This window comes from Paenibacillus sp. S-38 (assembly GCF_049942825.1).
Classification (GTDB): Bacteria; Bacillota; Bacilli; order Paenibacillales; family NBRC-103111; genus Paenibacillus_G.
Window position 1 is genome coordinate 7,016,015 of the sequence record NZ_CP187970.1, and the last position, 25,459, is coordinate 7,041,473.

22 protein-coding genes, 2 pseudogenes and 1 riboswitch are annotated in these 25,459 nt (G+C 57.3%); of the genes and pseudogenes, 8 read left to right on the forward strand and 16 right to left on the reverse strand.

Annotation, left to right across the window (positions count from 1 at the left end):
- The first annotated feature begins 128 nt into the window (after nt 1–128).
- Nucleotides 129–584 (forward strand): carboxymuconolactone decarboxylase family protein, encoded by a 456-nt coding sequence (locus ACP26L_RS30615; RefSeq protein WP_426449246.1) that lies wholly within the window; start codon nt 129–131, stop codon nt 582–584.
- 132 nt (nt 585–716) lie between these two features.
- On the opposite strand, the gene ACP26L_RS30620 is transcribed toward ACP26L_RS30615, so the two are convergent.
- The 12 genes and pseudogenes from ACP26L_RS30620 to ACP26L_RS30675 form a co-directional block, all read right to left on the reverse strand.
- A complete protein-coding gene (locus ACP26L_RS30620; protein WP_426449248.1) occupies nt 717–2,054 on the reverse strand; it encodes a PAS domain S-box protein in 1,338 nt (445 codons plus the stop codon).
- A 468-nt stretch (nt 2,055–2,522) separates the two neighbouring features.
- Nucleotides 2,523–3,950, reverse strand: a complete 1,428-nt coding sequence (locus tag ACP26L_RS30625; RefSeq protein ID WP_426449250.1) for a cobyrinate a,c-diamide synthase — start codon at nt 3,948–3,950, stop codon at nt 2,523–2,525.
- Nucleotides 3,947–5,236, reverse strand: coding sequence for a cobalt-precorrin 5A hydrolase (locus tag ACP26L_RS30630; protein ID WP_426449252.1), 1,290 nt, complete (start codon nt 5,234–5,236; stop codon nt 3,947–3,949). Before ACP26L_RS30630 ends, ACP26L_RS30625 begins: the two co-directional genes overlap by 4 nt.
- A gap of 1 nt (nt 5,237) precedes the next feature.
- Nucleotides 5,238–6,038 (reverse strand): precorrin-4 C(11)-methyltransferase, encoded by an 801-nt coding sequence (cobM, locus tag ACP26L_RS30635; RefSeq protein WP_426449254.1) that lies wholly within the window; start codon nt 6,036–6,038, stop codon nt 5,238–5,240.
- Nucleotides 6,035–6,745 carry a precorrin-2 C(20)-methyltransferase gene (gene cobI, locus ACP26L_RS30640; RefSeq protein ID WP_426449256.1) on the reverse strand — a complete coding sequence of 237 codons (711 nt, stop codon included), beginning with the start codon at nt 6,743–6,745 and terminating at the stop codon, nt 6,035–6,037. Before cobI ends, cobM begins: the two co-directional genes overlap by 4 nt.
- A complete protein-coding gene (gene cbiE / locus ACP26L_RS30645; protein WP_426449258.1) occupies nt 6,738–8,057 on the reverse strand; it encodes a precorrin-6y C5,15-methyltransferase (decarboxylating) subunit CbiE in 1,320 nt (439 codons plus the stop codon). Before cbiE ends, cobI begins: the two co-directional genes overlap by 8 nt.
- A gap of 45 nt (nt 8,058–8,102) precedes the next feature.
- Entirely contained in the window at nt 8,103–9,245 is a 1,143-nt protein-coding gene (locus ACP26L_RS30650) for a cobalt-precorrin-5B (C(1))-methyltransferase (RefSeq protein WP_426449260.1), read from the reverse strand.
- Nucleotides 9,246–9,251: 6 nt separating this feature from the next.
- Nucleotides 9,252–9,902: a precorrin-8X methylmutase gene (locus ACP26L_RS30655; protein ID WP_013920495.1), complete on the reverse strand. Its 651-nt coding sequence runs from the start codon at nt 9,900–9,902 to the stop codon at nt 9,252–9,254.
- Nucleotides 9,902–10,687, reverse strand: coding sequence for a precorrin-6A reductase (gene cobK / locus ACP26L_RS30660; RefSeq protein ID WP_426449262.1), 786 nt, complete (start codon nt 10,685–10,687; stop codon nt 9,902–9,904). Before cobK ends, ACP26L_RS30655 begins: the two co-directional genes overlap by 1 nt.
- A 374-nt stretch (nt 10,688–11,061) precedes the next feature.
- Nucleotides 11,062–12,084: pseudogene (locus ACP26L_RS30665) on the reverse strand (sirohydrochlorin chelatase); the annotation flags it as partial.
- An 832-nt stretch (nt 12,085–12,916) separates the two neighbouring features.
- On the reverse strand, nt 12,917–15,037 hold the full coding sequence (gene cobJ / locus ACP26L_RS30670) for a precorrin-3B C(17)-methyltransferase (protein WP_426449264.1): 2,121 nt from the start codon (nt 15,035–15,037) through the stop codon (nt 12,917–12,919).
- Between the two features lie 57 nt (nt 15,038–15,094).
- Nucleotides 15,095–15,226 (reverse strand): hypothetical protein, encoded by a 132-nt coding sequence (locus tag ACP26L_RS30675; RefSeq protein ID WP_426455162.1) that lies wholly within the window; start codon nt 15,224–15,226, stop codon nt 15,095–15,097.
- Between the two features lie 96 nt (nt 15,227–15,322).
- A riboswitch (cobalamin riboswitch) is annotated at nt 15,323–15,533 on the reverse strand.
- Between the two features lie 352 nt (nt 15,534–15,885).
- Here ACP26L_RS30675 and ACP26L_RS30680 point away from each other — a divergent pair.
- The 3 genes from ACP26L_RS30680 to ACP26L_RS30690 all read left to right on the forward strand — a co-directional run bounded on the left by ACP26L_RS30680 (nt 15,886) and on the right by ACP26L_RS30690 (nt 17,895).
- The gene (locus ACP26L_RS30680; RefSeq protein ID WP_426449266.1) at nt 15,886–16,251 is read left to right on the forward strand and encodes an MmcQ/YjbR family DNA-binding protein; all 366 of its coding nucleotides are present in this window, start codon (nt 15,886–15,888) and stop codon (nt 16,249–16,251) included.
- Nucleotides 16,252–16,369: 118 nt separating this feature from the next.
- Complete coding sequence (locus ACP26L_RS30685) at nt 16,370–17,074, forward strand: DUF2935 domain-containing protein (protein ID WP_426449268.1); 705 nt, start codon at nt 16,370–16,372, stop codon at nt 17,072–17,074.
- A gap of 128 nt (nt 17,075–17,202) precedes the next feature.
- Entirely contained in the window at nt 17,203–17,895 is a 693-nt protein-coding gene (locus tag ACP26L_RS30690; protein WP_426449270.1) for a hypothetical protein, read from the forward strand.
- 246 nt (nt 17,896–18,141) lie between these two features.
- On the opposite strand, the gene ACP26L_RS30695 is transcribed toward ACP26L_RS30690, so the two are convergent.
- Together ACP26L_RS30695 and ACP26L_RS30700 are read right to left on the reverse strand one after the other, a co-directional pair.
- Nucleotides 18,142–19,644, reverse strand: coding sequence for a serine hydrolase domain-containing protein (locus ACP26L_RS30695; RefSeq protein WP_426449272.1), 1,503 nt, complete (start codon nt 19,642–19,644; stop codon nt 18,142–18,144).
- 275 nt (nt 19,645–19,919) lie between these two features.
- Nucleotides 19,920–20,297 carry a glyoxalase superfamily protein gene (locus tag ACP26L_RS30700; protein ID WP_426455164.1) on the reverse strand — a complete coding sequence of 126 codons (378 nt, stop codon included), beginning with the start codon at nt 20,295–20,297 and terminating at the stop codon, nt 19,920–19,922.
- A gap of 261 nt (nt 20,298–20,558) precedes the next feature.
- On the opposite strand from ACP26L_RS30700, the pseudogene ACP26L_RS30705 reads away from it, so the two are divergent.
- The 3 genes and pseudogenes from ACP26L_RS30705 to ACP26L_RS30715 form a co-directional block, all read left to right on the forward strand.
- A pseudogene (locus ACP26L_RS30705) lies at nt 20,559–20,804 on the forward strand (IS66 family transposase); the annotation flags it as partial.
- Nucleotides 20,805–20,889: 85 nt separating this feature from the next.
- The gene (locus ACP26L_RS30710; protein ID WP_426449274.1) at nt 20,890–21,807 is read left to right on the forward strand and encodes an AraC family transcriptional regulator; all 918 of its coding nucleotides are present in this window, start codon (nt 20,890–20,892) and stop codon (nt 21,805–21,807) included.
- Nucleotides 21,808–22,023: 216 nt separating this feature from the next.
- Nucleotides 22,024–22,731, forward strand: coding sequence for a hypothetical protein (locus ACP26L_RS30715; protein ID WP_426449276.1), 708 nt, complete (start codon nt 22,024–22,026; stop codon nt 22,729–22,731).
- Between the two features lie 259 nt (nt 22,732–22,990).
- Here the strand turns inward: ACP26L_RS30715 and ACP26L_RS30720 are convergent, their stop codons facing one another.
- Nucleotides 22,991–23,518 carry a GNAT family N-acetyltransferase gene (locus ACP26L_RS30720; protein WP_426449277.1) on the reverse strand — a complete coding sequence of 176 codons (528 nt, stop codon included), beginning with the start codon at nt 23,516–23,518 and terminating at the stop codon, nt 22,991–22,993.
- 57 nt (nt 23,519–23,575) lie between these two features.
- The gene (locus ACP26L_RS30725) at nt 23,576–24,109 is read right to left on the reverse strand and encodes a DUF1572 family protein (RefSeq protein ID WP_426449279.1); all 534 of its coding nucleotides are present in this window, start codon (nt 24,107–24,109) and stop codon (nt 23,576–23,578) included.
- Nucleotides 24,110–24,411: 302 nt separating this feature from the next.
- Here ACP26L_RS30725 and ACP26L_RS30730 point away from each other — a divergent pair, with 302 nt between their 5' ends.
- Nucleotides 24,412–25,284 carry a LysR family transcriptional regulator gene (locus ACP26L_RS30730; RefSeq protein WP_426449281.1) on the forward strand — a complete coding sequence of 291 codons (873 nt, stop codon included), beginning with the start codon at nt 24,412–24,414 and terminating at the stop codon, nt 25,282–25,284.
- The last annotated feature ends 175 nt before the right edge of the window (nt 25,285–25,459 follow it).

Genomic DNA, 25,459 nt, shown 5'->3' on the forward strand with positions numbered 1-25,459 from the left:
TTTTTTTCGGGGACTGCAGATAACGTGTCACAAACGGCGATCCTCCGTTGTCTTCTTAGTGTAAATACAAAAAAGGCCGGCAGGGTGGAAGACGGCTCTGCCGGACCGCAAATGGAGGAATTCTTATCATGATGCAGCCCCGTATGGATCACACGAAGGTCAACCCGGAAGCCATGCAAACCATGCTGAAGCTCGAAGGCTTCATCTCCCGCAGCGGCCTCGACCGCACGCTCTATGAGCTGATCAAGATCCGCGCCTCGCAGCTGAACGGATGTGCCTTCTGCCTCGATATGCACACCCGGGAGCTTCGAGCCATGGGTGAGAGCGAGCAGCGGGTGCATCTCATCGCCGTCTGGCGGGAGGTGCCGTTCTTCACGGAGAAAGAGCGCGCCGTGCTGGAGCTGACCGAAGCGCTCGTGCGCATCGGTGACGCAGGCGTCCCGCAGGAGCTCTATGAGCGCGTCCGCAAGCATGTGGACGAAGCCGATTTCGTCACCGTGATTATGGCGGTGAATGCGATCAACGGCTGGAACCGTCTGGCCATTGCCACCGGCATGGTTCCCGAAGCGAGAGTGACGGTATAACCGGCCTTCCAGGCTGCAGGTCCAGCGTTCGCTTGTGAGGGTTCCCTTTCAGGACACAGCAAAGCCGGCCCTTCTCTTCCCTGTGGAGAAGAAGGGCCGGCTTGTTTGGTTGCACGCCTGAAGCGTCAAGAACTATTCGGCGGATGCTTCCGGCCCCGCCGTGTCGGAGTAGAACGCGCAGCGCTGCGCGCCGGTTTCCTTGGCTTTGAACATCGCCAGGTGGGCTTGGTTCATGAGCTCGATGGCGTCATCCGAATCGCCCGGATACAGCGAGATGCCCATGCTTCCGGTCAGCCGGAACTCGCCGTCTCCCGCCGCATGCGGTTCATGGATGCAGTTCAGGCACTCGTCCGCCGTCCGGGCCGCCTCCTCCGCATCCTGTACGCGGTAGAGCATCAGGAGGAATTCATCTCCGCCCGTCCGGCACACCTTGCCCTCCTCCCCGACGCATTCCTGCAGCCGGTCCGCCGTATCCTTCAGCACGCGGTCGCCCAGCTCGCGCCCGTAGGCCTCATTCACGGTACGGAAACCATCCAGGTTGACATGGATCATTGCCAGCTGCTCCCGGTCCCGCCGGCAGAAGCGGATCGCCTGGTCCAGCAGCTCCTTGAACAGCCGACGGTTCGCTGTCCCTGTGAGCGTATCCTCCAGCGCCATGCTGGCAAGCTGCTCCTCGAGCTCCCTGCGCTCGCCGATATCCCTGGATACGGCAAGCACGAAGCGGCCGTCTGCCGATTCGTCGAGCAGGCTGGCCTGCGTCTCGACCCAGAGGTATGTGCCGTCCGCCCGGAGATAGCGGAATTCGACGGTCTGCTGCTCGCCTGTCATCAGCAGCCGGCCAAACCGGCTCTGAACAACGGACACGTCCTCCTCATGGACAAGACGGAAGCAGTCCGTCCCTTCGAACTCCTCCCGCCGGAAGCCCAGCACATTCCAATAAGAAGGCGAGGCGTATCGGACGACGCCTGTCAAATCCAGCAGAGCGATCATGTCTTTCATATTTTCGGCGATCAGCCGGTAATTCGTCTCGGCTGCCGTGACGGCCGCCTCCAGCCGTTGAAGGTCGGTCACGTCCCTGTAGATGCCGGACAGAGCAATCAGCCGGCCGGCCTCATCCCGAACCGGCGCATAGGTGATGGTCAGCTCCACCCCCCCACCCTGCTTGTTCATCCGGCGGGTCCGGTAATTCCGGTAGGTATGCCCTTCCTGCAGACCGTGGAACACCTTCTTCTGCTCTTCCCGGATGTCCTGATCTTCCGGCAGGAAGATCAGGTCGGTCGCATGGACCCCCATGATCTCCTCCCTCGTCCAGCCGAACATCTCGGTGAAAGCGTCGTTACATTCTATAAGAACTCCCGAAACATCGCAGATCAATACGGCGTCCGGGATGCTTCGGATAAAAGCCTGCAGCAGACTGTGTGCGGTGTCGGATTCCCTTTGCTGCTGCCCATTATTTCCAACAAAATCCAATTTTGTCTGTTCCTCCCTCGACTTCCGTCTGCATTCCGAGAATCATCATATCACAGATAAGGTCAGGTCAGGTGCAAAGTTTCCTAATAAAAAGAGGCGGTGCGGTTACAGATCGGCCGCAAACCGTTGGCTTCGGAATTATGGGATCAGCGGACCTTTCTCATAGGGACGAAAATGGTGCCGAAGCGGTGGGGGAAAGCGGGCAGAACGAAGGCTGCCGGAGGCTCAGCCCACTTGCCGACGGACAGAGAGCGGGGAATGGGGGTGTGCTTCACGCGGGATAAACGGCTTCAATGTCCTTTGAAGTACGGTTCGCGTGCAGGAAGTGGTGACAGAAGGGGCGCCTTCGGCTTACGTTTCAACTGAATATTCAAGTGAGATGAACGCCTGGGGACGTCCTTTATGGACGATGCGCGCTTATTTTGGCGGGGTCTACATTCTTATATATCGAAAAAAACCGCCTGCGGGCTATCCCGCAGACGGTTCTTCCTGTGCCGGCACGGCCGGCTCAAAAGCGGCACAGCGCTGCAGCCAGCGCTCCACGAGCTTCGGCTGCGAGCCGAAGTGGAGGTGGGTGTAGCCGGCCACGACGCTGTGAAGCAGCCCCCCCTCCGGCTTCGTCCCCCGCAGGCCCGAGGTCTCGTAGGCCGGCGGCAGCTTCGATGCGCCCTCCGGGAGCTCATAGGCCGAGTAGTGGAACTCATGCCCCCGGGCGGTCAGCCCGCCCTCGAACAGGAAGTTCCCTTCGGCCCCTTTCACCTCGCGCAGGCCCAGGGCAGCCAGCTTGCGCTGCATGGTGACGCGCCCGGGAACGAGGCCCAGCATAGGGTGCGTCGCTCCATCCGTACCGGTGATGCTCTCGGTGAGATACATGTAGCCGCCGCACTCCGCCAGCGTCGGCAGACCCTGCTTCACGGCCCGGCGGATGGACTCCGCCGTCTCCGTCTGCCGGGAAAGCCGCTCCGCGAACTCCTCCGGGAAGCCCCCGCCGAGATACAGCCCTTGGGCCCCTTCCGGCAGAGGCTCGCCCGCCAGAGGCGAAAAGTACGCCAGCTCCGCCCCGTGCAGCTCGAGCAGCTCGAGGTTCTCGGGGTAGTAGAAGTGGAACGCGGCGTCATGCGCCACGGCCAGCTTGACCGGATACGTCTTCGCTGGAGGCGCGAAGAGGCACGGCTCCTCCTCCGGCAGTGGATCGCTCCCGGAAGCGAGTTCCAGCAGCCGGTCAAGCTGCACGTTCGCCTCCATGCGGTCCGCGAGCAGGCCGAAGAACGCGTTCAGGTCGCCGCGCTCGATCGACGGGACGAGGCCGAGGTGACGTTCCGGCAGCGCGAGCTCTTCCTGCCGGGTCATATAGCCGATGACCGGGATGCCGCACTCCGCTTCCACCGCATCCTTCACGATGCGGTAATGCCCCTCGCTGCCGACCTTGTTCGCGAAGACGGCGGCAATCCGCACCCGCGGATCGAGCAGCTGGAAGCCCTTCACAATGGCGGCGCAGGAGCGCGCCATGCTCTGGCAGTTCACGACAAGCAGCACCGGCACGCCGAGCTCGAGTGAAATCTCGGCCGTGCTGCCCCGGTTCGAGGTCGCTTCCTTGCCGTCATAGAAGCCCATGACGCCCTCGATGATCGAGATGTCCGCATCCGCGCTGGCCCGCCGGTAGATCTCCCGGACGCCCTCGGAGGAGAGCATCCAGGAGTCCAGGTTGCGCGAGGCGCGTCCTGTGACGGCCCGGTGGTACGTCGGGTCGATATAATCCGGGCCGCACTTGAAGCCCTGCACGCGCAGTCCCCGGCGCTGCAGCGCCGCCATCAGGCCGATCGTGACGGTCGTCTTGCCTGCTCCGCTGCCCGTGCCGGCGATGATGAGGCCCGGATGTCCCTTCCGTTCGCTCATGGCCGGCCTCCCGAAGCGGCGGCCGTGGATACTTCCCGGCCGGCTGCCGCCTCCGCCGTGCCCGCCGCTTCCGCTTCCGGGAAGGAGAGAAGGCCGACGGAGATCGTGACGTTGCCGCTCTTTTTCTTGGTGAGAACGAGGTGGTTCTCCCCTGTATATCGCTTCACTGCAGGCTCGCTGACGCCGTACGCGCCCGTGAACTTGAACACCGTCTCGGACGGCGCCTCGATCTCCATCTCGTTAAGCTCCGCCGGCGTATAGCACTCGAGCGGCCAGCCGTACTTGCCGCAGACAGCGAGCAGGCCTTCCTCGTCCTTCTTGAGGTTGATCGTGCACACCGCCTTCACGCTGCGGATCGAGAAACGGAGCTCCGCGAGGGTCTCTGCAATGACCGCTTCGATCTCCTCCGCCGCCGTACCGCGGTTGCAGCCGATGCCGAGCACGATCACCTTCGGACGGTAGAGCACCCCGTTCGCCAGGATGGCCTCCTCGTGCGGCTCCAGCTCGCGGTGGGTGACGACGAGCGCTCCATGGGGCGGCTCCTGCAGGGCCGCTTCGATCGTGCCGTAGACGTGGATGTTCGGCGGCAGCGGCGTGTCGAGATGCCACCAGTTCCGCTCGCCGGACTCCTGCACGACAGCGACGTGCTCTTCGTTCACGACGGAGGCGCTCACCGGCGTCAGCTTGTCGGCGGACTCCCACACCCAGCCGAAGCGGCGGCCGAACAGGTCGACTGCGATAGTCTTCTGTACGTCGGAAGCCGTGGTGATGACCGCACGGGCATCCAGGGCCGCCGCCACCTCGCGGGTCAGTTCGTTCGCGCCCCCGAGGTGGCCCGACAGCACGGAGATGACGTTCTCTCCCCGATCGTCGATGACGACGATGCCGGGGTCCTTTTTCTTATCCTGCAGCAGCGGGGCGATCATCCGCACCACCGCGCCGAGCGAGATGATCGAGATGATGCCGTGATAGGCCGGGAACAGCGCCGGATACAGCATCCGCACGCTGCCGGAGAACAGCCGGATGCCGCGCTCCGCTTCATCCCCCCGGGCGAACTTGGACATGTAGTACACGTCCGCCGCCGGGAAGCTGTCCTGCAGCCGGCGGGCCAGCTCCACCCCGTGCTTCGTGATCGCCAGCACCGCATAGCTGCGGGTCGGCTTCACCACAGGAAGGACGCCCTCCTGCAGCTCGATGATCTCCACCTCACCGTTGGCGGCCGGGGCGGCCGGCCCGGAGGTTACAGACGGCTCGTGAGGTTCCGAACGCTTCGCTTCGTCACCCATCTTACGCCTTCACTCCTTTGCGGTAGCCGTGCGTGAAGGTTTTATCGTAGAGCTTCGACCGGTACTCATCCTTCTCATGGATATTCGGATCGAGCGCCCAGCCCGCCAGAATCATTGCATGGGAGCGGATGCCGTTCACTCGCATGTCCTCATCCAGCTTTTCGAGCGTCGTCCGCACGATGAGCTGGTCGGGCCATGTCGCGCGCTGCACGACCGCCACCGGCGTCTCCGGGCTCCAGCCCGCTTCGGTGAGCTCCCGCACGACCTTTTTCGTCAGCGTCGCGCTGAGGAAGAGCGCCAGCGTGCTGTGATGCGACGCCAGCTCCTTGAGCTGCTCGCGCTCCGGCACCGGCGTGCGGCCTTCCGCGCGGGTAAGGATCAGCGTCTGGGTCAGGTCCGGAATCGTCAGCTCAGCCCCGACGGCCGCTGCCGCAGCGAAGACAGAGGAGACGCCCGGGATGACCTCGATACCGACCCCCTCCCGCTTGAGCAGGGCCGCCTGCTCCATAATGGCGCCGAACACAGACGGGTCGCCGGTATGCACGCGCACGACCTTTTTGCCCGCCTTCACCCGGTCCACCATGACTTCCACCATCTCTTCGAGGCTCATGCCCGCGCTCTGCAGCACTTCCGCCTCCGGCTTCGCCCGGGCGATGAGCTCCTCGCTGACCAGGGAGTCCGTGTAGAGCACGACGTCCGCTTCCTGAAGCAGCCGCAGGCCCTTCACCGTAATGAGATCGGGGTCGCCGGGACCCGCGCCGATAATCTGAATCTTGAGGTTCTCGCTGTTGTGTTCGCTCATTTTCTCACCACCATCAGAGTTAAGTACTCGAGCTCGCGCCCGGCCAGTTCCCGCACATTGCGCCATACCTGTTCCTCGGACGACGTCACCTTCGTGATCACCGACGCCTTGTCCGTCAGACGGAGATCACCGAGCACCTGCAGCATCAGGTCGATGACCTTCGCCACCTTGATGAACACGACGCAGTCGTGGGTTTCGAGCACCCGCCGCATCTCGTCGTAGTTCTCCGTAGCCGGGATGACCGCGAACTGCTCGTCCCCGTCCGCCAGCGGCAGGTTCAACCTCGAAGCCGCCCCGAGCACGGACGAAATGCCCGGAACCGAGACGCACGGCACCTCCGGATGCTTGTCCTGCATGAGGCGCATGAGGTGGATGTACGTGCTGTAGAGCATCGGATCGCCCTCGGTGACAAAAGCGACATTCCGCCCTTCGCTGAGGTGTCCCCACACGGTGTCGACCGTCTTGTTCCACTGCAGCTCCAGCGCCTGACGGTCCCGCGTCATCGGGAAAATCAGCGGAAGCATGATTTTCTCCTCCGTATCGACATACAGCTCCGTGATCTGCAGCGCATAGCTCTTCGCCCCCGATTTCTTGCGCGGATATGCGATGACCGGCGACTCCTTCAGCAGGCGGAACGCCTTCACCGTAATGAGCTCCGGGTCCCCAGGCCCTACTCCCAGTCCATATAACGTGCCGAGCTTACTCATCGTTCTTCTTCCTCTCTTTCCTGCCTGCACTGGCGGCCGGGGCTTCATCGCCCTCCTGCGCAGCAGCGCTGCCCCGCTTTGCGGTAATGATCCAGATCGGGTTCAGCGCTTCGAAGCGCGTCATATCGAGGATCGGCTTGCTGCGGCTGAGCTGGGCGAGCGTAATGTCCGTCTCGAAGCCTTCCTCGCCGAACGCCTTGGAAGCGGCCGCCAAATTCTCGATCGTCGCCGCATTGAGCACGATCCGACCGCCGGGCCTCAGCCTCGCGCAGATGAGAGCCAGCAGCTCCCGCAGCTCGCCCCCGCTCCCGCCGATGAACACCGCGTCCGGGTCCGGGAAGCCATCCAGCCCCTGGGGCGCCTTTGCATGCACCGCCGTGATATCCGTGCGGAACTTGCGCGCATTCTGGTGGAAGTTCTCGAGGTCGCCCTCGTTCTTTTCCACTGCATACACCGCCCCGTCACGGGCAATCCGTGCTGCTTCGATCGCCACTGAGCCCGTGCAGGTGCCGATGTCCCATACAACGCTGTCACGCTTCAGGCCAAGGTTCGCAATCGAGAGGATGCGGACCTCCTTCTTCGTGATAAGCCCTTTGTCCGGCTTGCGCTGGGCGAATTCCCCATCGTCTATGCCGAGCGGCCAAGCCGGCGGCGCTTCGGCGTCTACCCGCCTACGCAGCACGACCACGTTCAGCGGCGAAAATGCATCCTCCGGCGTCTCCGCAAGCGCCTCCAGTTCATGCCAGCCCGTACGCTCCTGCGGTCCGCCCAGATTCTCGCCGACGAATACGCGGTATTCCGTCATCCCGAAGTTCAGCAGGTAGCGTGCGATCGCTCCCGGCGTGTTCTTTTCGTCGGTGAGCAGCGCCACCTTGGCGCAGCCGTCGATCCGCTGGGCCAGGCCCTTCATGCTGCGGCCGTGGACGCTGGCGATGAAGGCGTCATGCCAGCTCTCGCCCATCCGCGCGAACGCCAGCTGCACGGACGACACCTGCGGCAGCACCTCCACCCGGCCGGGCAGCTTGCCCGCCAGGTACCCGCCGATGCCGTAGAACAGCGGGTCGCCCGATGCGAGCACAACCGCAGGACGTTCCTCCTCGCGCAGCTTCTCGACCAGCTCGGTGAGCCCGCTTTTGAGCACGATCCGCTCCGCCGGATGGTCTTCGAAGAACGCCAGCTGCCGCTCACCGCCGATGAGCACCTCGCTGCTTCGAATACGCTCGGCATAGAGCGCCGGCAGGCCTGCCGCCCCGTCGTCCCCAATGCCGATTACCGTAATTCGTTTCTTTTCACTGCTTTGTTCCCCGTTCATTGCGCCTTCGCACACCCTCTCTGCCTTTCGCTCAGGCCACCGGGTCTACGCTTCGCCCCACTTCAGGCTCTGCCTCCCGAGCAGCTTCGCTTTCATGGAGATGATGACCGTCTCGACCTCGAGGTCCATCTCCCGCTGCGGTTCCTTGCCCGCCGCTTCCTTCAAGCCTTCCCTGCAGCAGTAAGTACTCATGATGTCAAAAAAGGCGCTGCAGCCCATCCCGTCCATGAGATCGCCGACCTGCGCCGCCGTGTTCGCCCCCCGAATCTCCTCCAGCGTTTCTTCGGAAGCTCCTGCCTCCTGAGCCATCCTGGCAAGGAAGCCGAAATCGACCGGCGCGCTCTTGGAGTGCACCATCATGACGCCTTGGGCCACCTTCGAGAATTTGCCCATCATGCCGACGAGGGTCACCTTGCGGATCCCCTGCCTTGCGCACTGCTGGATCGCAAATCCGACGAAATCGCCCATCTCCACGAACGCCTCTTCCGGCAGCTCCGGATACAGATCCATGCCGAACTTCTCGGTCCGGCCGCCGGTGGACAGGATGACGTGGGTACAGCCGCCCTTGACGGCCACCCGGATCGCCTGGGCCACACTCGCCTTGTAAGCCGCTGTGGAAAAAGGCACTACGATGCCCCGGGTGCCGAGGATCGAGATGCCCCCCACGATGCCGAGCCGGCCGTTCAGCGTCTTCTTGGCGATCTCCTCGCCGTCCGGCACGGAGACGACCACCCGCACTCCGCGGTGCATGAGCTCGTAACGGTTAAGCACGTTCGTTACGGCTTCACGGATCATCTTGCGCGGAACGGGATTGATCGCCGCCTCGCCCACCTCGACGGGCAGACCCGGCTTCGTCACCCGGCCGACGCCGACACCGCCATCAAGCTCAATGCCCGGCTCGCTGCGCCAGCTTACCTCCACGATGATGCGGGCGCCGTGCGTCGCATCCGGGTCGTCGCCGCCGTCCTTGATGACTTCGGCCGAGGCCCGCTCCGGCGCGAAGGAGCACGCGACGATCTCGAAAGTGACCTCCTGCCCGATGGGCAGCCGGATCGTCGAGTGCGTCTGCCCCTCCTGCACGATCAGCGCTTCGAGCGCCGCCTGGGCCGCAGCCGTTGCATTCGCGCCGGTGGTGTATCCGTGGCGCAGCGGCTTGTCTTCCTTGCCGTCCTTCTGCGCTTCCGCCATGGCCTCTTACCCCATCTGCTCCGCGAGCAGCGAGATCGCGTTGACCGTCGCCACCGCGACCGGCGAGCCGCCCTTGCGCCCGATATTGGTGATGAACGGAATGTCGAGCTTCAGGAGCTCGTCCTTCGACTCTTCCGCCGACACGAATCCGACCGGCACGCCGACGATCAGGCCCGGCCTTGCTTCGCCGTCCTTCACCATGCGGATCAGCTCGAGCAGCGCCGTCGGTGCGTTGCCGATCGCGTAGATCGCGCCGTCCGCTTCGCGGGCCGCCTTGCGGATCGAGATGATCGCCCGCGTCGTATTCAGGCGCTTCGCCTCCTGCATGACGTCCGGGTCCGAGATGTAGACGCGGACGTCGCCGCCGAACTTCTCGATGCGGGGCTTCGAAATGCCCGACTGCACCATCTGCACGTCCGCGATCACCGGACGGCCGCTGCGGATCGCCTGGATGCCGGCCTGGATCGCATCCGGGTGGAAGCGCAGGCTGCGGCCGAGCTCGAAGTCCGCCGAGGCGTGAATAACGCGCTGCACGACCTTGAACTGCTCGTCCGAGTAATCATGGGGGCCGAGCTCCTCGGTAATCATTTTGAACGAAATCTCCTCAATCTCCTGCGGCTGAACGCTCAGCGGCTTGAACTCCGTACGAAAATCCATTAGTCCCGCACCTCCTGTAATAGTTGCAGTCCGGCCAGCTCGGCCGTCACGCCTTCAAAATCCGAATGGGTCACCCCGTATTCCAGCTGCGGGCGCCCGATAACGATCGTATCGATGTCAAGCTCAAGGGCGGCGGACAGCTTCTCCTCCACCGCGCCGACCTGCCCGCTCTCCTTGGTGATGATCGTGGTGACGCCGTAATGCTTGTACATCGCCTGGTTCAGCTCCTTGCCGAACGGACCCTGCATCGCGATGATGTGCTTCTGCGGCAGCCCGAGCGCCTCGCACTTCTCCATGTTGTCCTTGCGGGGCAGCATGCGGGCGACCAGCGTCGTGTCCGGCAGCCCCAGCAGCTTCTCGGTGAAAATCTGCAGCGTCTTGCTGCCCGTCGTCAGCAGGATCGTACCCCGCTTCTCGGCGGCCAGCTCCGCCGCCTGTTCGTAGTCGTCGACGAAGTGGAGCTTCGGGTGGGCCGCATACTGGCCCCGCTCCCGCTCGTAGCGCACGTACGGCACGCCGGCGGCTTCGGCCGCCGCCATCGCGTTGCGCGAAGCTTCCTCCGCGAACGGATGGGAAGCGTCGACGACGGCGCGGAAGCCGCGCTCCGCGATCAGCCCGCGGAGTTGTTCGGCGTTCAGGCGTCCGGTCTGTACCGGCAGGCCGGCCTCCTCCAGCGAGGAGGCCGCGCTTTCGGTCACGACGGTGCAGAGCAGCGGGTAGCCCGCCGTCTGGATGCGCAGCGCCAGCTCTCTGGCGTCGCTCGTACCGGCGAGGACGAGGATCATACCGGCACCCCTTTTCCCGCCTCCGGCGCCGGCTTGGTGCCGTCGTTATGCGCAGGGTCGTGGCTGTGATCTTGCGCGGGACCGCTGGCGGCTTGCGCATGGACGCGGTCCTGCTGATCTTCCGTGTGACCATGCCCATGATCGTGAGCATGAGCCTGCTCATGCCCCTGGCTGTGATGAAGCACATGGCCGTGATCTTGATCGTGAGCATGGTCGTGGCCGTGAGCATGGCCCTGATCATCCCCGTGTCTGCTTACGGCGTGTGTATGGATGAGGCCCTGCTGATTTTCCGTGTGAACATGTCCATGATCGTGAGCATGGACATGTTCGTAGTTATGGTCATGATGGTGATGATCATGGTCGTGCTTATGCGTATGTACTTGATCATGTTCATGTCCGTGATGGTGATCATGCGCATGCACATGTTCGTGGTCATGACGGTGATGTTCATGATCGTGGTCGTGGTGATGGTCATGATGGTGATGGTCATGATCGTGGTCGTGATGGTGGTGGTCGTGATGGTGGTGGTCGTGATGGTGGTGGTCGTGATGGTGGTGGTCGTGCCCATGTTCATGATCGTGGTGATGGTGGTCCGCATGCTTCAGCGCTTCGATGCGGTATTGGCACATGTCGCAGTTGGCCTTTGCCTCACCCATCAGCGCCTCCTCAGCCCGGTCCCGCAGAATCTCGCGCAGCATCGGGTGGAAGCCGAAATAGTCGGCAAGCACGAAGCTGTGGTCCGGATACTGAAGCGCGAACTCTGCCATCATCGCCTCCATCCGCTTGATCAGCACCCCGGTGAACAGGAAGTAAGGCAGTATGATTACCCGTTTCGCCCCAAGCCGGATGCACCGTTCAATGCCCTCATTCGCCAGGGGAGCCGTCACCCCGATGAAAGCCGTTTCTACATACTTGAACTTCAGGCGCTCCCACAGCAGACGGGAGACTTTGAACAAATCACTGTTCGCATCCGCATCGCTGCTGCCCCGTCCGATAACCAGCAATGCCGTATCGTCATACTCCAGTGAAGGATCAAAACCCGCATCCTGAACGCGGGACGTGAGTATGTCGAGCGCGAGCTCGTGCACGCCGATTGGCCGGCCGTAATCAAATTGTACCTGCGGATACTGCAGACGCGCCGCATCGATCGCCGCCGGAATATGCAGCTTCGCATGCCCCGCCGCAAACAACGTGATCGGCACGACCGCTACCTGCGTAGCACCCCGCTTCACGCAGGTCGCAATGCCGGTGCGGATCGACGGTGCTTCAAACTCCAGGAAGCACGTCTCCACAATCGGCACCGTCAGCCGGCCCGACAGGGAGTCCACCATCTCTCTTACTTCCTGATTTCCTTCCGCATCCCGGCTGCCATGTCCAACAAATAATATCGCCTTCAATACGTCACCCTCCTTGTAGCCTCGTTATATGATCGGACCCGCCGTCTTTTTTCACTTGTCCTTTGAATTAATTTTGATATGCCGCCATACTGCTCTAGGCTCCTACCCTAGCGGGAAGCAGCCCAACTAGAGTTGGCTGTATTCTCCTCTAGAGCTGAGGTAATCAGAACTTGTAGTCCGCTTATCTATCGTTGGAAGACGGGCATTCCAGACCGTCAAGCATGCGAGTATAGGTGTTTCCATGCCTCCAATACCCATAGCGCCAGATCTTACGCAAAAAGCGGAACAACAGCTCGCTATTCGACTCTGAAGCCAGGCCCTTTCGCTAATAGCTAAACTGCAGCTTGCTATACGCCTTTGGAGAGCCTGACTCTTTCGCCAATAGCTAAACTGCAGCTCGCTTTTTGCCTCCCGAGCAGGCCTTTTTCACCAATAGCGGAACTTCAGCTCGCTTTTTGCCTCTGGAGCCGGTACTTTCTTGAATAGCGGAACTGTAGTTCGCTATTTGCCTCCCGAGCCGGCCTTTTTCACCAATAGCGGAACTGTAGTTCGCTATTTCGCCTTGGACAGGGTTTGAGCCACCCGTACAGACGAAATAAGGAACCTGAGTTCCGCTATTTCCGATTTTGCTACCTCAAACCGCTCAATAAGGCATCCCAGTTCCGTTATTTGCGCTGACCTTCAGAGCAATCGCCTCTGCCGACGGATAAGACACTCCCTCGAAGAGTGAGTTGTTGTGCAGAGGCTCTGCTGGAACTCAGCGGGGCCTCTCTTCGAGAAACGACAGCCATCATGGCGTCCATGACAGAGGTAACCTGCCGTCTGCCCTCACTTAATCGCCGCAAAGGGCATTCTCGATCTCGAACGCGGCCGGTTCGCGGTATTTGAAGCCTTCCACTTCCTTCACGCGGGCAAAATACTTATGGAACCGCTCGTTCGGATGCCCTTTGTCCGCATATCCGTGGACGATGCGTTCGATGGTCTCGATCAGCCGGTCCGGCTCGATTCCTTCCGCTACCGGCACGCCGGGATGTGCATTGCGGCCGACCGTTTTGCCGCCGAGGAACAAGTCGAACTTCTCCCGGCGGTAGACGATGCCGATATCTTCCTTCACGGCACCGTAGCAGGCCATCCCGCAGCCATTGAAGCCGATCTTGAGCTCCTTCGGCACCTTCATGCCGCCGAGCTTCCCATGAATCTGCTCCAGATACGGCACCGAGTCGCCTTTGTCCATGCTGCAGAAATCGCACGCCTTCAGCTGTACGACGTCGCCCACCGGGGCGAGCAGCAGCCCGGCGGCCCTCAGCCGCTTCGTGACACTGTCCGGATCGGCCGTCTTCAGCCGAATAAGCAGCTGGTGATGCGGCGTATACTCCATCGAGCCCTTCTCACCGACGACCTCGGCCAGCAGCATCATCTGGGCGCTCGTGATCCGCTTCTCGGCCAAGCCCGGCGAGACGGCGAACTCAAGGATCGCCTCCTGCCGGAACAGCCTCGCGGCCACCGCCGCACCTGCCGCTGCCGGCGCGGCGCCCTGCCCGCTGACGCGTCCGAGCGCCTCCAGCGCCAGGGCCAGCGGCCCTGCAGCGCCTGCCGCCGCTGCAACCGATGCCGCTTCTCGCTCGGCTACGGCTACCGCGCCGCCAATTGCCGGAGCGCTGACCGCCGCTGCGGCCGGGCTGCCCCCTGTCGGCGCTGGACTGCCGCCCGCCGGACGCGCCGCTGACCGCACGCCGGCAGCCCCGTCGCCCACTGGCCACGCTCGCTCCGCCGCCTGCTGCGCCACCGCGCCGCCTGCCGCCTCGGCCTCCCAGCCGTCGTCCTCGTCGCCCACCGGCCACGCTCGCTCCGCCGCCTGCTGCGCCACCGCGCCGTCAGCCTCATCGGCCTCCCAGCCGTCGTCCTCGTCGCCTACCGGCCACGCACGCTCCGCCGCCTGCTGCGCCAACGCGCCGCCTGCCGCCTCGGCCTCCCAGCCGTCGTCCGCGTCACCCACCGGCCACGCTCGCTCCGCCGCCTGCTGCGCCACCGCGCCGCCTGCCGCCTCGGCCTCCCAGCCGTCGTCCTCGTCGCCTACCGGCCACGCACGCTCCGCCGCCTGCTGTGCCGGCGTGCCGCCGTCCGTCGCCTCCAGCGACCACGGCTCCGCTTCCTGGCGCAGCCGCTCGTGCGGACGCAGCGGCTGCACGTCCGCGCCGAGCGTATACTTGCGCTGGTAGCCGCGCGGCGTAATCATCAGACCGTCATACACGACGGTCGTCGAGTTGCCGATGATCACGGTCGTGAGCATGCCGATATCATGTTCAAGCATCGCCTCCAGCGTGGTGACCTCGATCTCCTGGCGGTCGCGGTAGGCGCTTTTGACAATGCCGACCGGGGTGTCCGGCGAACGGTACTTGAGCAGCATCTTCTGCGTCTCGACGATCTGCCGGGTGCGCCTTCCGCTGCGCGGATTGTACAGTGCGATGACAAAATCCGCAGCCGCAGCCGCCTCCACCCTGCGGATGATGAGCTCCCACGGTGTCAGATGGTCGCTCAGCGAGATCGTGCACGCATCGTGCATGACCGGCGCGCCGAGCAGCGATGCGGTCGAGTTAATCGCCGAGATGCCGGGGATTACTTCGACCTCCACGCCGGTTTCTTTGCGCCAGCCGCGCTCCATCAGCACCTCGTAGACCAGGCCGGCCATGCCGTACACGCCGGCGTCACCGCTCGAGATGACCGCCACCTTCAGGCCCGCTTCCGCCTGACGCACCGCTTCCTGTGCCCGGGAGACCTCCTCCGTCATTCCCGTACGCACCACCTGCTGGTCGCTCAGCAGCCCCCGGATCAGATCCACGTAAGTGTTGTATCCAATGACGACATCGCTTTCCTGAATCGCTTCCCGCGCCCGCTGCGTAATGTGCTCGAAGCTCCCCGGCCCGAAGCCGATAATCAATAATTTGCCTTTCATCCTGCTCCCCCTCTCCGCTCTGCCAAACCTTCCCGCTTCCCTGCAAGCCTCACGGATCTATCCGGAACAATCAAAAAAAGCATCCTCCTTATGGAAGATGCTTGGACGAATGCGGTTCATGGTCTTACGTACCCGGGTCCCGGCGGCGGACAGCCCAGCCTCTAGGGCTCGATCAATCCTGCCGGCCAGCGGGGTACTGCCTGCTGCCGTTCTCGTTCACCTCCCTATCCGCGTAGGTCGCATGGTGAATGGATGCGGACTGCACCCCCGGGATCCCCGGGGCATACAGCCGCAGCCGAACAGGCAGGTCTCCTGACTTGCGTCTCGTCGCTTCGTTCCGCTGCCTTCCCATCGAATGCTCAACAGTGGCTTGTCGTCTCGGTGAAGCTCCTCGCTTACAGTGGCGGGACCGTGCCGGAGTTTCACCGGCTTCCCTTTTCATCCGAATCCTCCGCCTTCCGGCAGGGATATCGTCACCTGTTCGTTACCATATATGAAATTGTCGGTTTGGTCATCAGCTTGGTAAATCCTGCACTGCTCTTCATGATAGCACGTCCGTTCCGAAGCTGTCTACCGCACAGCCGGGCTTCAGGCCAACCGCACCGCGGGGATCCCTTCTTTTCTTCTGAGTGAACCGGCACCCCCTCCATTCCAGACCTGGCCCTGCTCTAACGAACTGTATCGTCTTCCTTATCGATCCCCGTCTCACAAGCCATGCGTACCTCGGGCCCCGCTTTCGCAATCTGTTCAACAAGAGCAGGATCAGGTATGCTCAAGTAGACAGCATCGGCGGCTTTGCATTACCTGCTTGTCACTGACCGAATTTATATGAAAAGGAGACCGCGCGCATGAATCATGCAGATCTCATCGAACAGGGACTGGCCAAGCCGGGCGTCAGCCTCCGATATCCGTTCGATCCGGCGATGCCGGTGCTCTTTGTCGGCTCCCGGATGTTTGCCCTCCTGAGCACCCATGGCGGTCGGCCCAGCGTCAATCTCAAAGGGGACCCCGAGACCAACTGGGTCCTGCGGGAGAGTCATCCGGACACCATCCTTCCCGGCTACCACATGAACAAGCGGCACTGGAACACCGTTCTGCTCGACGGCAGCTTAAGCGACAGCGAGATGCTGGACATGCTGGACGAATCCTACCTGCTCGTCTGCCGGAACCTGCCCAAAGCGGAACGCCCCCCGGGGCAGCAGGAGCGCCGCTAAAGCACCTCCCCGCCGCTAGCCAAGCCAGGCACTTCGGCCTCAGCCGACATCATCCTACCCCGTGCGACATACATATGATACAAGACGTGTGATGTCTGCCCGAAGGGAGGAACGAATGATGTTGAACGCCGACACAGCCGCCTTCTGGACCCGGAATCTGCGGGACCACGCGCTGTTCGTATACGATACGCTTTCGCCCCAGGAAGAGGCCGAACGCCAGAGGGCGCTGTATTACCTGCGCTGGTTCGATACGCGGCTGAAGGAAGGTCCCGCCGCCAATCCGCGGCTGCTGCTGCCCGGTGCGGAGTCCATGCGGATGTTTCTGCTGCATCTGCTGAGAAGACAGCTCACCGAGGGGCTCGGCATCCTGCTCACCCCGACTTATATCAGCCACACCGTGTCGGAGAACGAAGAAGCCCTGCGCGTGCTCGGCAGCTCTCCAGGCTCAGGCAGCACCGATCCGCAGCTTCGAAGCCATCTGCTCTGGCTGCCTGTTCTCGCCGGTGACGCCTTTGTCATCCAAGGAGCCCTCGACGAGGTGGAAAAAGAGCTCGTCCGCACCTACATCGGCCATGCCCAGCGCTTCGAAGATGCGTATGCCTATGCAGTCGAGCTGGCCGGATTCCTGCGGACCGGGCTCACCGATTTTCCCGCCATTACCCGCTTTAGGGAGATCGTCCGGCGGGAGACCCAGGCTTTCCTAGTGTCGCTTCGTGAGCTGGAACAGCTTGAAGCCGGCAATCTCGTGCTCGATAAGCTGCCGCTGGTTTTCGTCGAGCATATCCGGAGGGAAACCGAGTTTTACACCGGGACGCTGGGGTAGCGTCCTTTTTGCTGTCTGCAGGTTTATGCCGGTGACAGCCGGCTCCTTTCTGTAACTTTTGTGTAACTTTTCGCCCCCTATGCCGGTCTATATTTATAGAAGAATACAGCAGCAAAGGAGGCCGCTCCATGGTACCCACCCGCTTATCATCGTATCGTAATCCGTCCCTTTTGGGCCTGGCGCTCGGACTGCTCCTTCCTCTGCTCTCCTCCTGCGAGGTTACCGGCAAGTCCTTTCCCAGTGTGAAAAACACTCCCCCGCCCGGCCAGTTCTCGATCGAGCCTTTCGATCCCTTCCAGGGGAACAACGCCAAATTCAAGGGCCTCGTCGACGGCAATGCCGCTGGGGTGCGGATTCGCAGCACCGCAGCGGATAAGTTTCTGCTTGCTGAAGTGGAATTGTGGGAAGATGGGGAGAATAAAGGGGCACAAGCAATATTTAACTTTCATCTAAGCCCCCCGGACACGCCTCCCAAGACCGGCGAACTCCTCTATTCGATTCAACATCTCTCTTTGGAAAAGGAATCCGCCTGGAAAATAAAAACCACTTATGCTGTTCCGGGCAGCAGCGGTTACTCTTCCATCAGCGCTACCTTTCCTTTCACTGCCGAGAGCATGGATCACATCTGGAGTCCCATAAGTCAGCCGTTGACCGCCCCGGAATCCGAGGGAGCTTATATCTTCGCATTGGTTGGTGGCACAGGCGTCAGTACCGATCCGCTTCAATCTGCCCAAAAAGCACCTTGGGCCTATCTCCTCAAGCTGAGCGTCGTTTCATCCGATGAGCTGACACACAAACAGCCGCAGCAGAAGAAGCCCTAAAAGATCCCGTTCGGGGCTTCTTTTAGGACTTCAATGGTTCATGCTGTTTACTTCTTCTCCTTCGTCGACTCGGCTGCGTCGGAGTCCTGGTTGTTGCCCGGCTGTCTTCCTTTGCCGTTGTTGTTCGTCGTGTTTCTCGACATCCTGCTCCCCTCCTTTCCTGGGTCTACCTGAATACGGTACCCAGAGAAAAGAAAGTTAGTCACAATACATACCGTTCGGCTTGGAGAAAAAAGTGACACTGGATTATGCCTGTACAACATGCTTGTAAAGCCGAATACTTTTGGTAAGGAGTATTGTTTTCATGACTCCAAGAACCAGCAAAATCATGGGTACAAAAAACATGAAATGGCCGAGTCCAACGAGGAACACAAAAATAACTGACCAAGGAACTACCAGTTTCGGTAAAAAAAGCAAGATCATAATTGGAATAGAAAGATTGATCAGCAGGATTTCCGATACATGGAATACAAGCTTTAATTTTGTTGATTTAAATTTGGATTTCCATACGAAAATGCCGTATACGGAATAAACAATATATCCTATGATTGCCAATGCAACGAATCCTATGATCAGATAGGTTTTAGTAGGATTGGCGATATTTATTGAGGGTTCTTTACCGTGGAGAATGCTGTTTACCCCGACCATCAATTGGTCATAAGAATCAATATGAAAGAAATCTACAGAATTGATAAGCAGGATAACGCCGTAATCACCATCTATGATCATCTTCGAATAGGTATTCTCCGTAGATCCGTCATGATAGATCATGTTTATGTTTTTGTCGACCGCCCACCCCATGGCATAGAATTGATCGCCCCACATGGCGGCGGCTGGTTGATGCATAAGAGCTGCGCTTTGTTCGGATACGATGGTTTTGTTTTGGAAACGACCATGATTCATTTGAGCGATTAAGTACTTGGACATATCTTCCGCACTCGAAATTAAATATCCGGACGGAACGGTTCCCTCATGATTTAACTGCTTTGTTGGGAGCATGAAGCCGAAAACAGGCTGATACCCTGAGGCCAGATTGCTGCTCCCTTGAGGAGAAGCACTGCTGTGGTCCATGCTCAGTGGTCTAAAAATATTCTTCTCTATATATTCGGCATAGGTCATGCCGGATACAGCCTCAATAATTCCGCCAAGAATATCGTAGTTCAAATTCGAATATTGAAATACGGTACCTACAGGCTCAGTAAGTTGGGTCCGGCTAAGCTCTCGAATGTGCTGCTCTATTGGCTTATTTCCTTTTGTTAGCGAGGCTTGTCCGTCATATGTAGAAAGACCGCTGGTTTGGTGGAGCAAATGTTTGACTGCTATTTTTTGGGAGGCCTCGGCGTCCGCAACTTGAAACCACGGCAAGTAGTTCTGTACAGGTGACTCCAAATCAATCTTGCCTTGATCGACCAACTGCATGATGGCCATTGCTGTAAAAGATTTACTAACAGAGCCGATAACAAAGGAAGTCTGAGGTGTAACCGGATTATTTTCTGGGCCTGCAATTCCGTACCCTTTTTGATAAATCAACTGATCACCTTTAACAACAATACCCAAGGAAGCTCCCGGTATTCGAAGTCTAGTCATTGCTGTATCCATTAGATTATCAATCTTAGCCGTATCAATGCTGGCACTCTCAGCCCTTACTGCTGCAGGCTCAGAGATACCCGTTATCGCCATGATAACTGCGATCATGACTGTAAAGCTGACTATAGATCTTGTGCATTGAACAAATTTCTTATAATTCACTACTCATCTCCCTTAATAATCCATAATATCCCACATGACTCTGACGGGAATTGTTGGGTGATTGTTGCACTATTCTGACCGGTAACGTAACGAGGCTGCCGAACCATGCCGGCAGCCTTCTTCTGATGTTATGGAGCTGATCATTCGCCGATAAGATGTCTAAGCTGCTCACAATGAATATTTTCATACCGCACATCCACTGTTCAGCGTGCTCTTTATCCTGTTAAACCAGGAATCATCTGCCGCGCCTCGTTATTGCGATAATCGTCGTTAGTTCAGTCTCCTTGATAAAAGGTTAACCGGTTACCGAATGGGTCGTCCACTCGGATCTCCAAACCGCCCCATGGCGCCTCTTCCAGGCCGGGCCGGGCATATTTATACCCTTTGGACAATAACTTCGCATGCAGCTCCCGAATTCCCTTGACTTCAATTCTGAGCGCCGCTCCAGGGGTACAATCACCATGGTGTTCCGACAAATGAATGACGCATGGCCCACAAGAGACTTGCATATACAGCGGAAAATCAGCTTCAAAGCGGTGCTCCCAGTCGAGTTGAAATTCTAAAAATCCCAAATAAAATTGTTTTGCCTTCTCCTCGTCGAATATTCGCAGGATCGGCGTCAGGGACTCCATTTGGACGATTGGTTCTCCCATGCGGTTTCCTCCTATTTTTTTCGAGAATGATTTCAATATTTTACCATACCAGGACACCCCCACTAAAACTATTTCAAACGATAGCAAACTCCCGCCGAACAAAATAACAGTTGTAACGATGATAGACATATGCACTCCGGCAGCAAACGATGGCAACCGATAACGATACGATCCCGGGGCTTATTAAGCTTGTATCAAATAGTGGATAGAAAAGTAAGCATCAAATACATGAGATTAACCTGAAGAACAACGCAGACAAGATTGGCACACACGTATCGCAGCCTATCGGGCAAGTGGCCTCACGATGAAGCTTCCAGTTGGGGGAAATTGACTGCCTTCCTAAGGGATGGTCGGCTCGAGATCGATAAGAATCGCAGTAAGCGCTCGATCAAGCCATTCGTAATCGGGAGAAAGAACTGGTCATTTGCGAATACGCCTCGCGGCGCGAAGGCAAATGCGGCGATCTACAGGGTCATCGAGACGGCGAAGGAAAACGGACTTCTTCCATAAAAACCAGATGTAGTCCAATAACAAAGAAATGGTTTTTTGTGGTAAAATTATGCCCAAAAATAGTAAAGGAGACTGCGGTAGTATGGAAAAAGAATATAAAGTCCGGATATATCAGGTGGTCCGCTACATCGAAGAGAATTTGGCTTCTCCGCTTACCGTAGAGGAACTGGCCAACGTTTCCGCTTTTTCAGTCCATCATTTTCATCGTATATTCAAACGCGTGATGAACGAGAATGTGCTTCAGTTCATAAACCGGCTGAGGGTGGAATTGGTTATCAAAATGATCCATCATAAACCGGAGTGCAGCTTAACCCAGATTGCGCTTGATTGCGGTCTGCATTCTCCCGCTCATCTGGCGAGGACGTTCCGCCGCTATATGGGGATGAGCGCTTCCGAATACAGGGATTCTATGGACTCCACCAAAGAGCGGTATGATAAAGCGCGGGTGGCTAAAGCGACCGGGAGCTACCTGACTCGAGAAATGGAGGAGAAGATGGAAGAGAAGTACCGGAGCCTGGGAATCACGATCCGGCGGCTTCCTGAAAGGCGTGCGGCCTGCATTCAACGTGTAGGGACACTTATCCGTGACGTGGCCGAGCGGATTGTCGAACTAGAGTTCGACAGACTCTATACTTGGATGCGAGTTCATGAACAGATCGAGAACGACAGTCAGGCGGTTGTTTCTATACTTGACGATCCTTATATTACCCCGGATTCGAAGCAGCGTTATGCGGTTTGCTTCACGACATCAAAGACCGTCCCCTCTGCCACAGAGATACAGCCCCTTACGCTTAAGGGTGGGATGTATGCCGTTGTTCCACTGACCGGACACATTGATGAGCTGCACCCGCTCATACATATGGTGTCACTACAATGGCTTCGACTCAGTCCTTATCAATGGGATGAAAGTAGACGTATGCTTGCGATATTCCCGGACAACTCGTGGGAAAATCTCCAGCCGGTTCGTATGGAATTTTGTATCCCCATTCAACTAAGGTGAGGAGATAAGTTTACACACGGATTACACACGGAAAGGTCTGCAAAAAGCAAAAATAGTTAAAACAATCCACAAGAATTGGAAAGATATCATCCATCCGAGAGTGATACTATAACCTTGCCGGTGAAATGAGCTTTCCATTTATGAAGGGGGTGAAACTTATTCCGATATGTAACTAATTCATTTTAGCAGTACAACACAAACTTTAGGAGGCATATGATGTTACTTAAGAAAGCAAAAGTATTGATGTTAACGGCCTTGTCCATCGCAGCACTACATGTATTGCCAGCGGGTCAAGTCGAGGCTGCCGGAGGTTATGCTTGTGACGGTAGTCCTGGGGTTTATATTTACCAAGATGGTCATTATTCCGGGGCATGTACCCGTGTGGCTGTTGGTGATTACGCAGATTTAACTTCTCTGGGTATTCCTAATGACTCTGCGTCTTCCATTAAAATTATCAATAACCCATCTTCAGGTCTATATTATGAGGCTGCCGTATATGATAACTCCAATTTTCAAGGGGCAAAAAGTACAATTCGATTTGGGTCAGATGAATTAGGCCAAGATGCGGTCGGTAATGATAGGCTCTCTTCTCTGAAAGTAAGAACCATAAATTATACTGAATATACTGGTGTATATTTATTCGAACATGATTATTACCATGGGGATTGGGTAAAGATTACTGCAAATACGCCTGACCTTGCATCACTAAGCTTTAATGATAGAGCGAGTTCCCTTCTCATCACACGTGCAGCATCAACCGGGCAATCCCAATACAAAGTGTCGTTATACGAAGGTCTAGGTTTTTCGGGGCGTAGTACAGGCACCTTCTCAGGCGATATTCCGAGTCTCACTGCCAGCTTCCAAATATTTGGCAAAAGCGGTTTTAATGATATGACTAGCTCGGTCCTCGTATTCTCAAACTAAAGGAAACGTGGGTTTAATAAAAGCAGCGGCCGACCAAGACGATTTCTCAGTCTTGGTCGGCCGCTGTTTCATTTTATGTTCAGTCTAATTCCACATGGCTTCGAGGATCGCCAATTGTTGCGAAGCCGAAACAGAAAGTAAAGACATTTGGTACGACAGCAACCAAGTTGTTTCAAGGATGCTGTATGGATCGCTCAAATAGAAAATCGGCCCTATCTTATCGATCGGGCCGAATCTTGTTGAATATGAATTTTCTTATTTATTTCAGCCATTCCTTTTCTAACATGCTCATTTCCCACACACTCCAGAACTCGTTGTCTATTCTTCGTTTGTCCCGGATTAACCCTTCTTTTACAAACCCTGCTTTCTCGTAACATGCAATAGCCGAAAGATTGAACTCTAACACACCCAGACTCACTTTGTGTAATTTTAATTCTTCGAAAACAATATGTAATACCTTTTTGATCATCATTTGCCCTATGCCTTGTCCTCTTAAGTTTCTTTTACCAACCAACACCTTACCTATCCTTGCAGCTTCATTTATCCGATCGATTTGTAAATGGATATGCCCAACGACCTCCTTATTTTCTTCAAGTACGACCTTATAGATGAGGACATCAGCAGCATGGGTATTTGAGTTTTTGATATATTCCTCCAATTGTTCTTCATTTAATGGAAAGCTGAACGTTTGGCCTCCCCATTGAAACAGAAACTTTGGTGAATCGATCCATTCTATAAGCTGTGCAAAGTCGGTACGTTCGAAATGTTCCAGTTTGATCACGAACATCCTTCCTTCCCCATTTAGTAACCTGCAGAAGCGATCGATGGTTTATATACTCCGGGTTTAGTGGTATTGGCCCGTTAGATGCTCATTCGTATCCCGTAACATTTTGGTGAGCACTACAATCTGCCCCGCATGGTACCCGTAGTGTGCGCATACCTGCACAAGAAGTCGGCCGATGACTCTGGTATCGCAGGTTTCACCGACAGGGGAATCACTTCGGTGCATGCGCCTCCAATCCTCTGGTTCATAGCGGATGGTGACTTCCCGGGATAGATCCTCCTGGACCAAAGCCAATAATACACGCTCCGACTCGGATCGAGTTCTGCGTAGAAGGCCAATCAACTCCTCCTTGGATAGTCCCCCATCCGTAGTAAATTCGCGGGAACGCTCCCGGATGAACGGTCTGCCGCCGATGGCGCTCACAAAGTTCTGATATTCGTTTCCCGCCAAATGCAAGCAGATATTACCTATACTATTCATGGAATCTTTCAATCGTCTCCAAATCAGTTCATCGTTTAGCAGATGTAAGCTTCGTTCGATTCGATCAAGCTGCTTATTCATGTCTTCCATTACGTCCTTAATCAGTTCCACCATGGGGATCCCTCCGACATTCAACTGATTTTTAGTTCGACTTTCCGTTAACCGCAGTTCTTCCTGCGGAGTGAAGAAAACGGATTCGAAAGTTTGCCTTCGGCTCCGTAGGCGGCAATAGATATGCCGTCTGTGCAGGTTTAGCCCGTTGGCAGGTTCGGCATCAGCATGATACACTCGTATCTGCTTCCTCGTCATGAATCACTCCCTTTTAACTTTTCATGATAGTGAAGTTCCCATCCTGCGTAAAATGAAAATTTACCATATCCTACATGAAGAAATATTCATGGGAGTGAGGGGCGACAATGACACTGTTTCAATTAGAAGTATTCCTTGCTGTCGTGCAGACTGGCAGTTTCACCAGAGCAGGGGAGCTTTTGAATGCAAGCCAATCGGGTGTTAGCCACAGCATCGGTGATTTGGAGAAAGAGCTGGGTATTCTTCTTTTCACGCGCAATCGGGGTGGCGTTAAGCTGACGGATACGGGAGAACAAATCTTAACCCATGTTCGTGAGATCATGAATCATAAGGAACAGATCAATCAAGCTGCGGCCGCATCAAGAGGTGTGAATAGCGGGACCCTGCGGATCGGTGCGTTCCCCAGTTTCTCGGCCCATGTAATTCCAGGTATTTTTCAAGCGTTTCGGAGCCATTACCCGGGTGTAGAACTGCTTCTTTTTGAAGGGAGTTATGCAGAGATTGAAGCATGGCTCAAGACAGGTATCGTGGACCTTGGATTTCTGGCTGATCCAAGTGAGGGGTTAGACATCGTGCAGCTGCTTAGCGATCCCTATGTGGCCGTACTCCCGGCAAACCATCCTTTGCGGGAGCACGAGCTGATCTCCATCGAGCAGCTTACACATGAACCGTTTCTTTCGCTCAAATCCGGATGTGAGCGTCTTGTGATGAGTGCTTTTCAAGAGAAGGGGCTTAGCCTGAATAAGAAGCTCGAGGTTGCGGAGAATTCCACCATTGTCTCCATGGTTGAGGCAGGCATCGGAGTGTCCGTCGTACCTTCCATGATACTGCCGGCTGTACCAGCAAATGTAGCGGTTAAACCGTTACATCCTCCTATTATTCGTAGAATAGGAATAGCTGTACTCTCACAGCGCATGGTCTCCCCAGTCGCAGCCGCCTTTATTAAAGAGGCGCAAAGGCAGCTGGCGGAATCAGAATAATTGAAGGCGTAAGGAAATCATGAGGAGTGCTGGCGGCGAATTATAAACGTTGTCGTCCAATGGCGCACAGAACAAAATCGGCATAATACATTTATGGCTGGCCAGAAGACGGGCCACGTCCTAATTATTTATCGGTTCTGGCCTGCTCCCTTCGGACTTAATCGTTCACTGTAAT

Excerpts from the sequence above, each read along its gene's own strand:
- cbiE (WP_426449258.1), bottom strand. The coding sequence starts at position 8,057 with ATGAACGGGGAACAAAGCAGTGAAAAGAAACGAATTACGGTAATCGGC.
- ACP26L_RS30680 (WP_426449266.1), top strand. The coding sequence starts at position 15,886 with ATGAATCATGCAGATCTCATCGAACAGGGACTGGCCAAGCCGGGCGTC.
- ACP26L_RS30685 (WP_426449268.1), top strand. The coding sequence starts at position 16,370 with ATGTTGAACGCCGACACAGCCGCCTTCTGGACCCGGAATCTGCGGGAC.
- ACP26L_RS30615 (WP_426449246.1), top strand. The coding sequence starts at position 129 with ATGATGCAGCCCCGTATGGATCACACGAAGGTCAACCCGGAAGCCATG.
- cobI (WP_426449256.1), bottom strand. The coding sequence starts at position 6,745 with ATGAGTAAGCTCGGCACGTTATATGGACTGGGAGTAGGGCCTGGGGAC.
- ACP26L_RS30700 (WP_426455164.1), bottom strand. The coding sequence starts at position 20,297 with ATGGGAGAACCAATCGTCCAAATGGAGTCCCTGACGCCGATCCTGCGA.
- ACP26L_RS30630 (WP_426449252.1), bottom strand. The coding sequence starts at position 5,236 with ATGGGTGACGAAGCGAAGCGTTCGGAACCTCACGAGCCGTCTGTAACC.
- ACP26L_RS30625 (WP_426449250.1), bottom strand. The coding sequence starts at position 3,950 with ATGAGCGAACGGAAGGGACATCCGGGCCTCATCATCGCCGGCACGGGC.
- cobJ (WP_426449264.1), bottom strand. The coding sequence starts at position 15,037 with ATGAAAGGCAAATTATTGATTATCGGCTTCGGGCCGGGGAGCTTCGAG.
- ACP26L_RS30725 (WP_426449279.1), bottom strand. The coding sequence starts at position 24,109 with ATGGTGGAACTGATTAAGGACGTAATGGAAGACATGAATAAGCAGCTT.
- ACP26L_RS30715 (WP_426449276.1), top strand. The coding sequence starts at position 22,024 with ATGTTACTTAAGAAAGCAAAAGTATTGATGTTAACGGCCTTGTCCATC.
- ACP26L_RS30690 (WP_426449270.1), top strand. The coding sequence starts at position 17,203 with ATGGTACCCACCCGCTTATCATCGTATCGTAATCCGTCCCTTTTGGGC.
- ACP26L_RS30710 (WP_426449274.1), top strand. The coding sequence starts at position 20,890 with ATGGAAAAAGAATATAAAGTCCGGATATATCAGGTGGTCCGCTACATC.
- cobK (WP_426449262.1), bottom strand. The coding sequence starts at position 10,687 with ATGATCCTCGTCCTCGCCGGTACGAGCGACGCCAGAGAGCTGGCGCTG.
- ACP26L_RS30650 (WP_426449260.1), bottom strand. The coding sequence starts at position 9,245 with ATGGCGGAAGCGCAGAAGGACGGCAAGGAAGACAAGCCGCTGCGCCAC.
- ACP26L_RS30720 (WP_426449277.1), bottom strand. The coding sequence starts at position 23,518 with ATGTTCGTGATCAAACTGGAACATTTCGAACGTACCGACTTTGCACAG.
- ACP26L_RS30730 (WP_426449281.1), top strand. The coding sequence starts at position 24,412 with ATGACACTGTTTCAATTAGAAGTATTCCTTGCTGTCGTGCAGACTGGC.
- cobM (WP_426449254.1), bottom strand. The coding sequence starts at position 6,038 with ATGAGCGAACACAACAGCGAGAACCTCAAGATTCAGATTATCGGCGCG.
- ACP26L_RS30655 (WP_013920495.1), bottom strand. The coding sequence starts at position 9,902 with ATGGATTTTCGTACGGAGTTCAAGCCGCTGAGCGTTCAGCCGCAGGAG.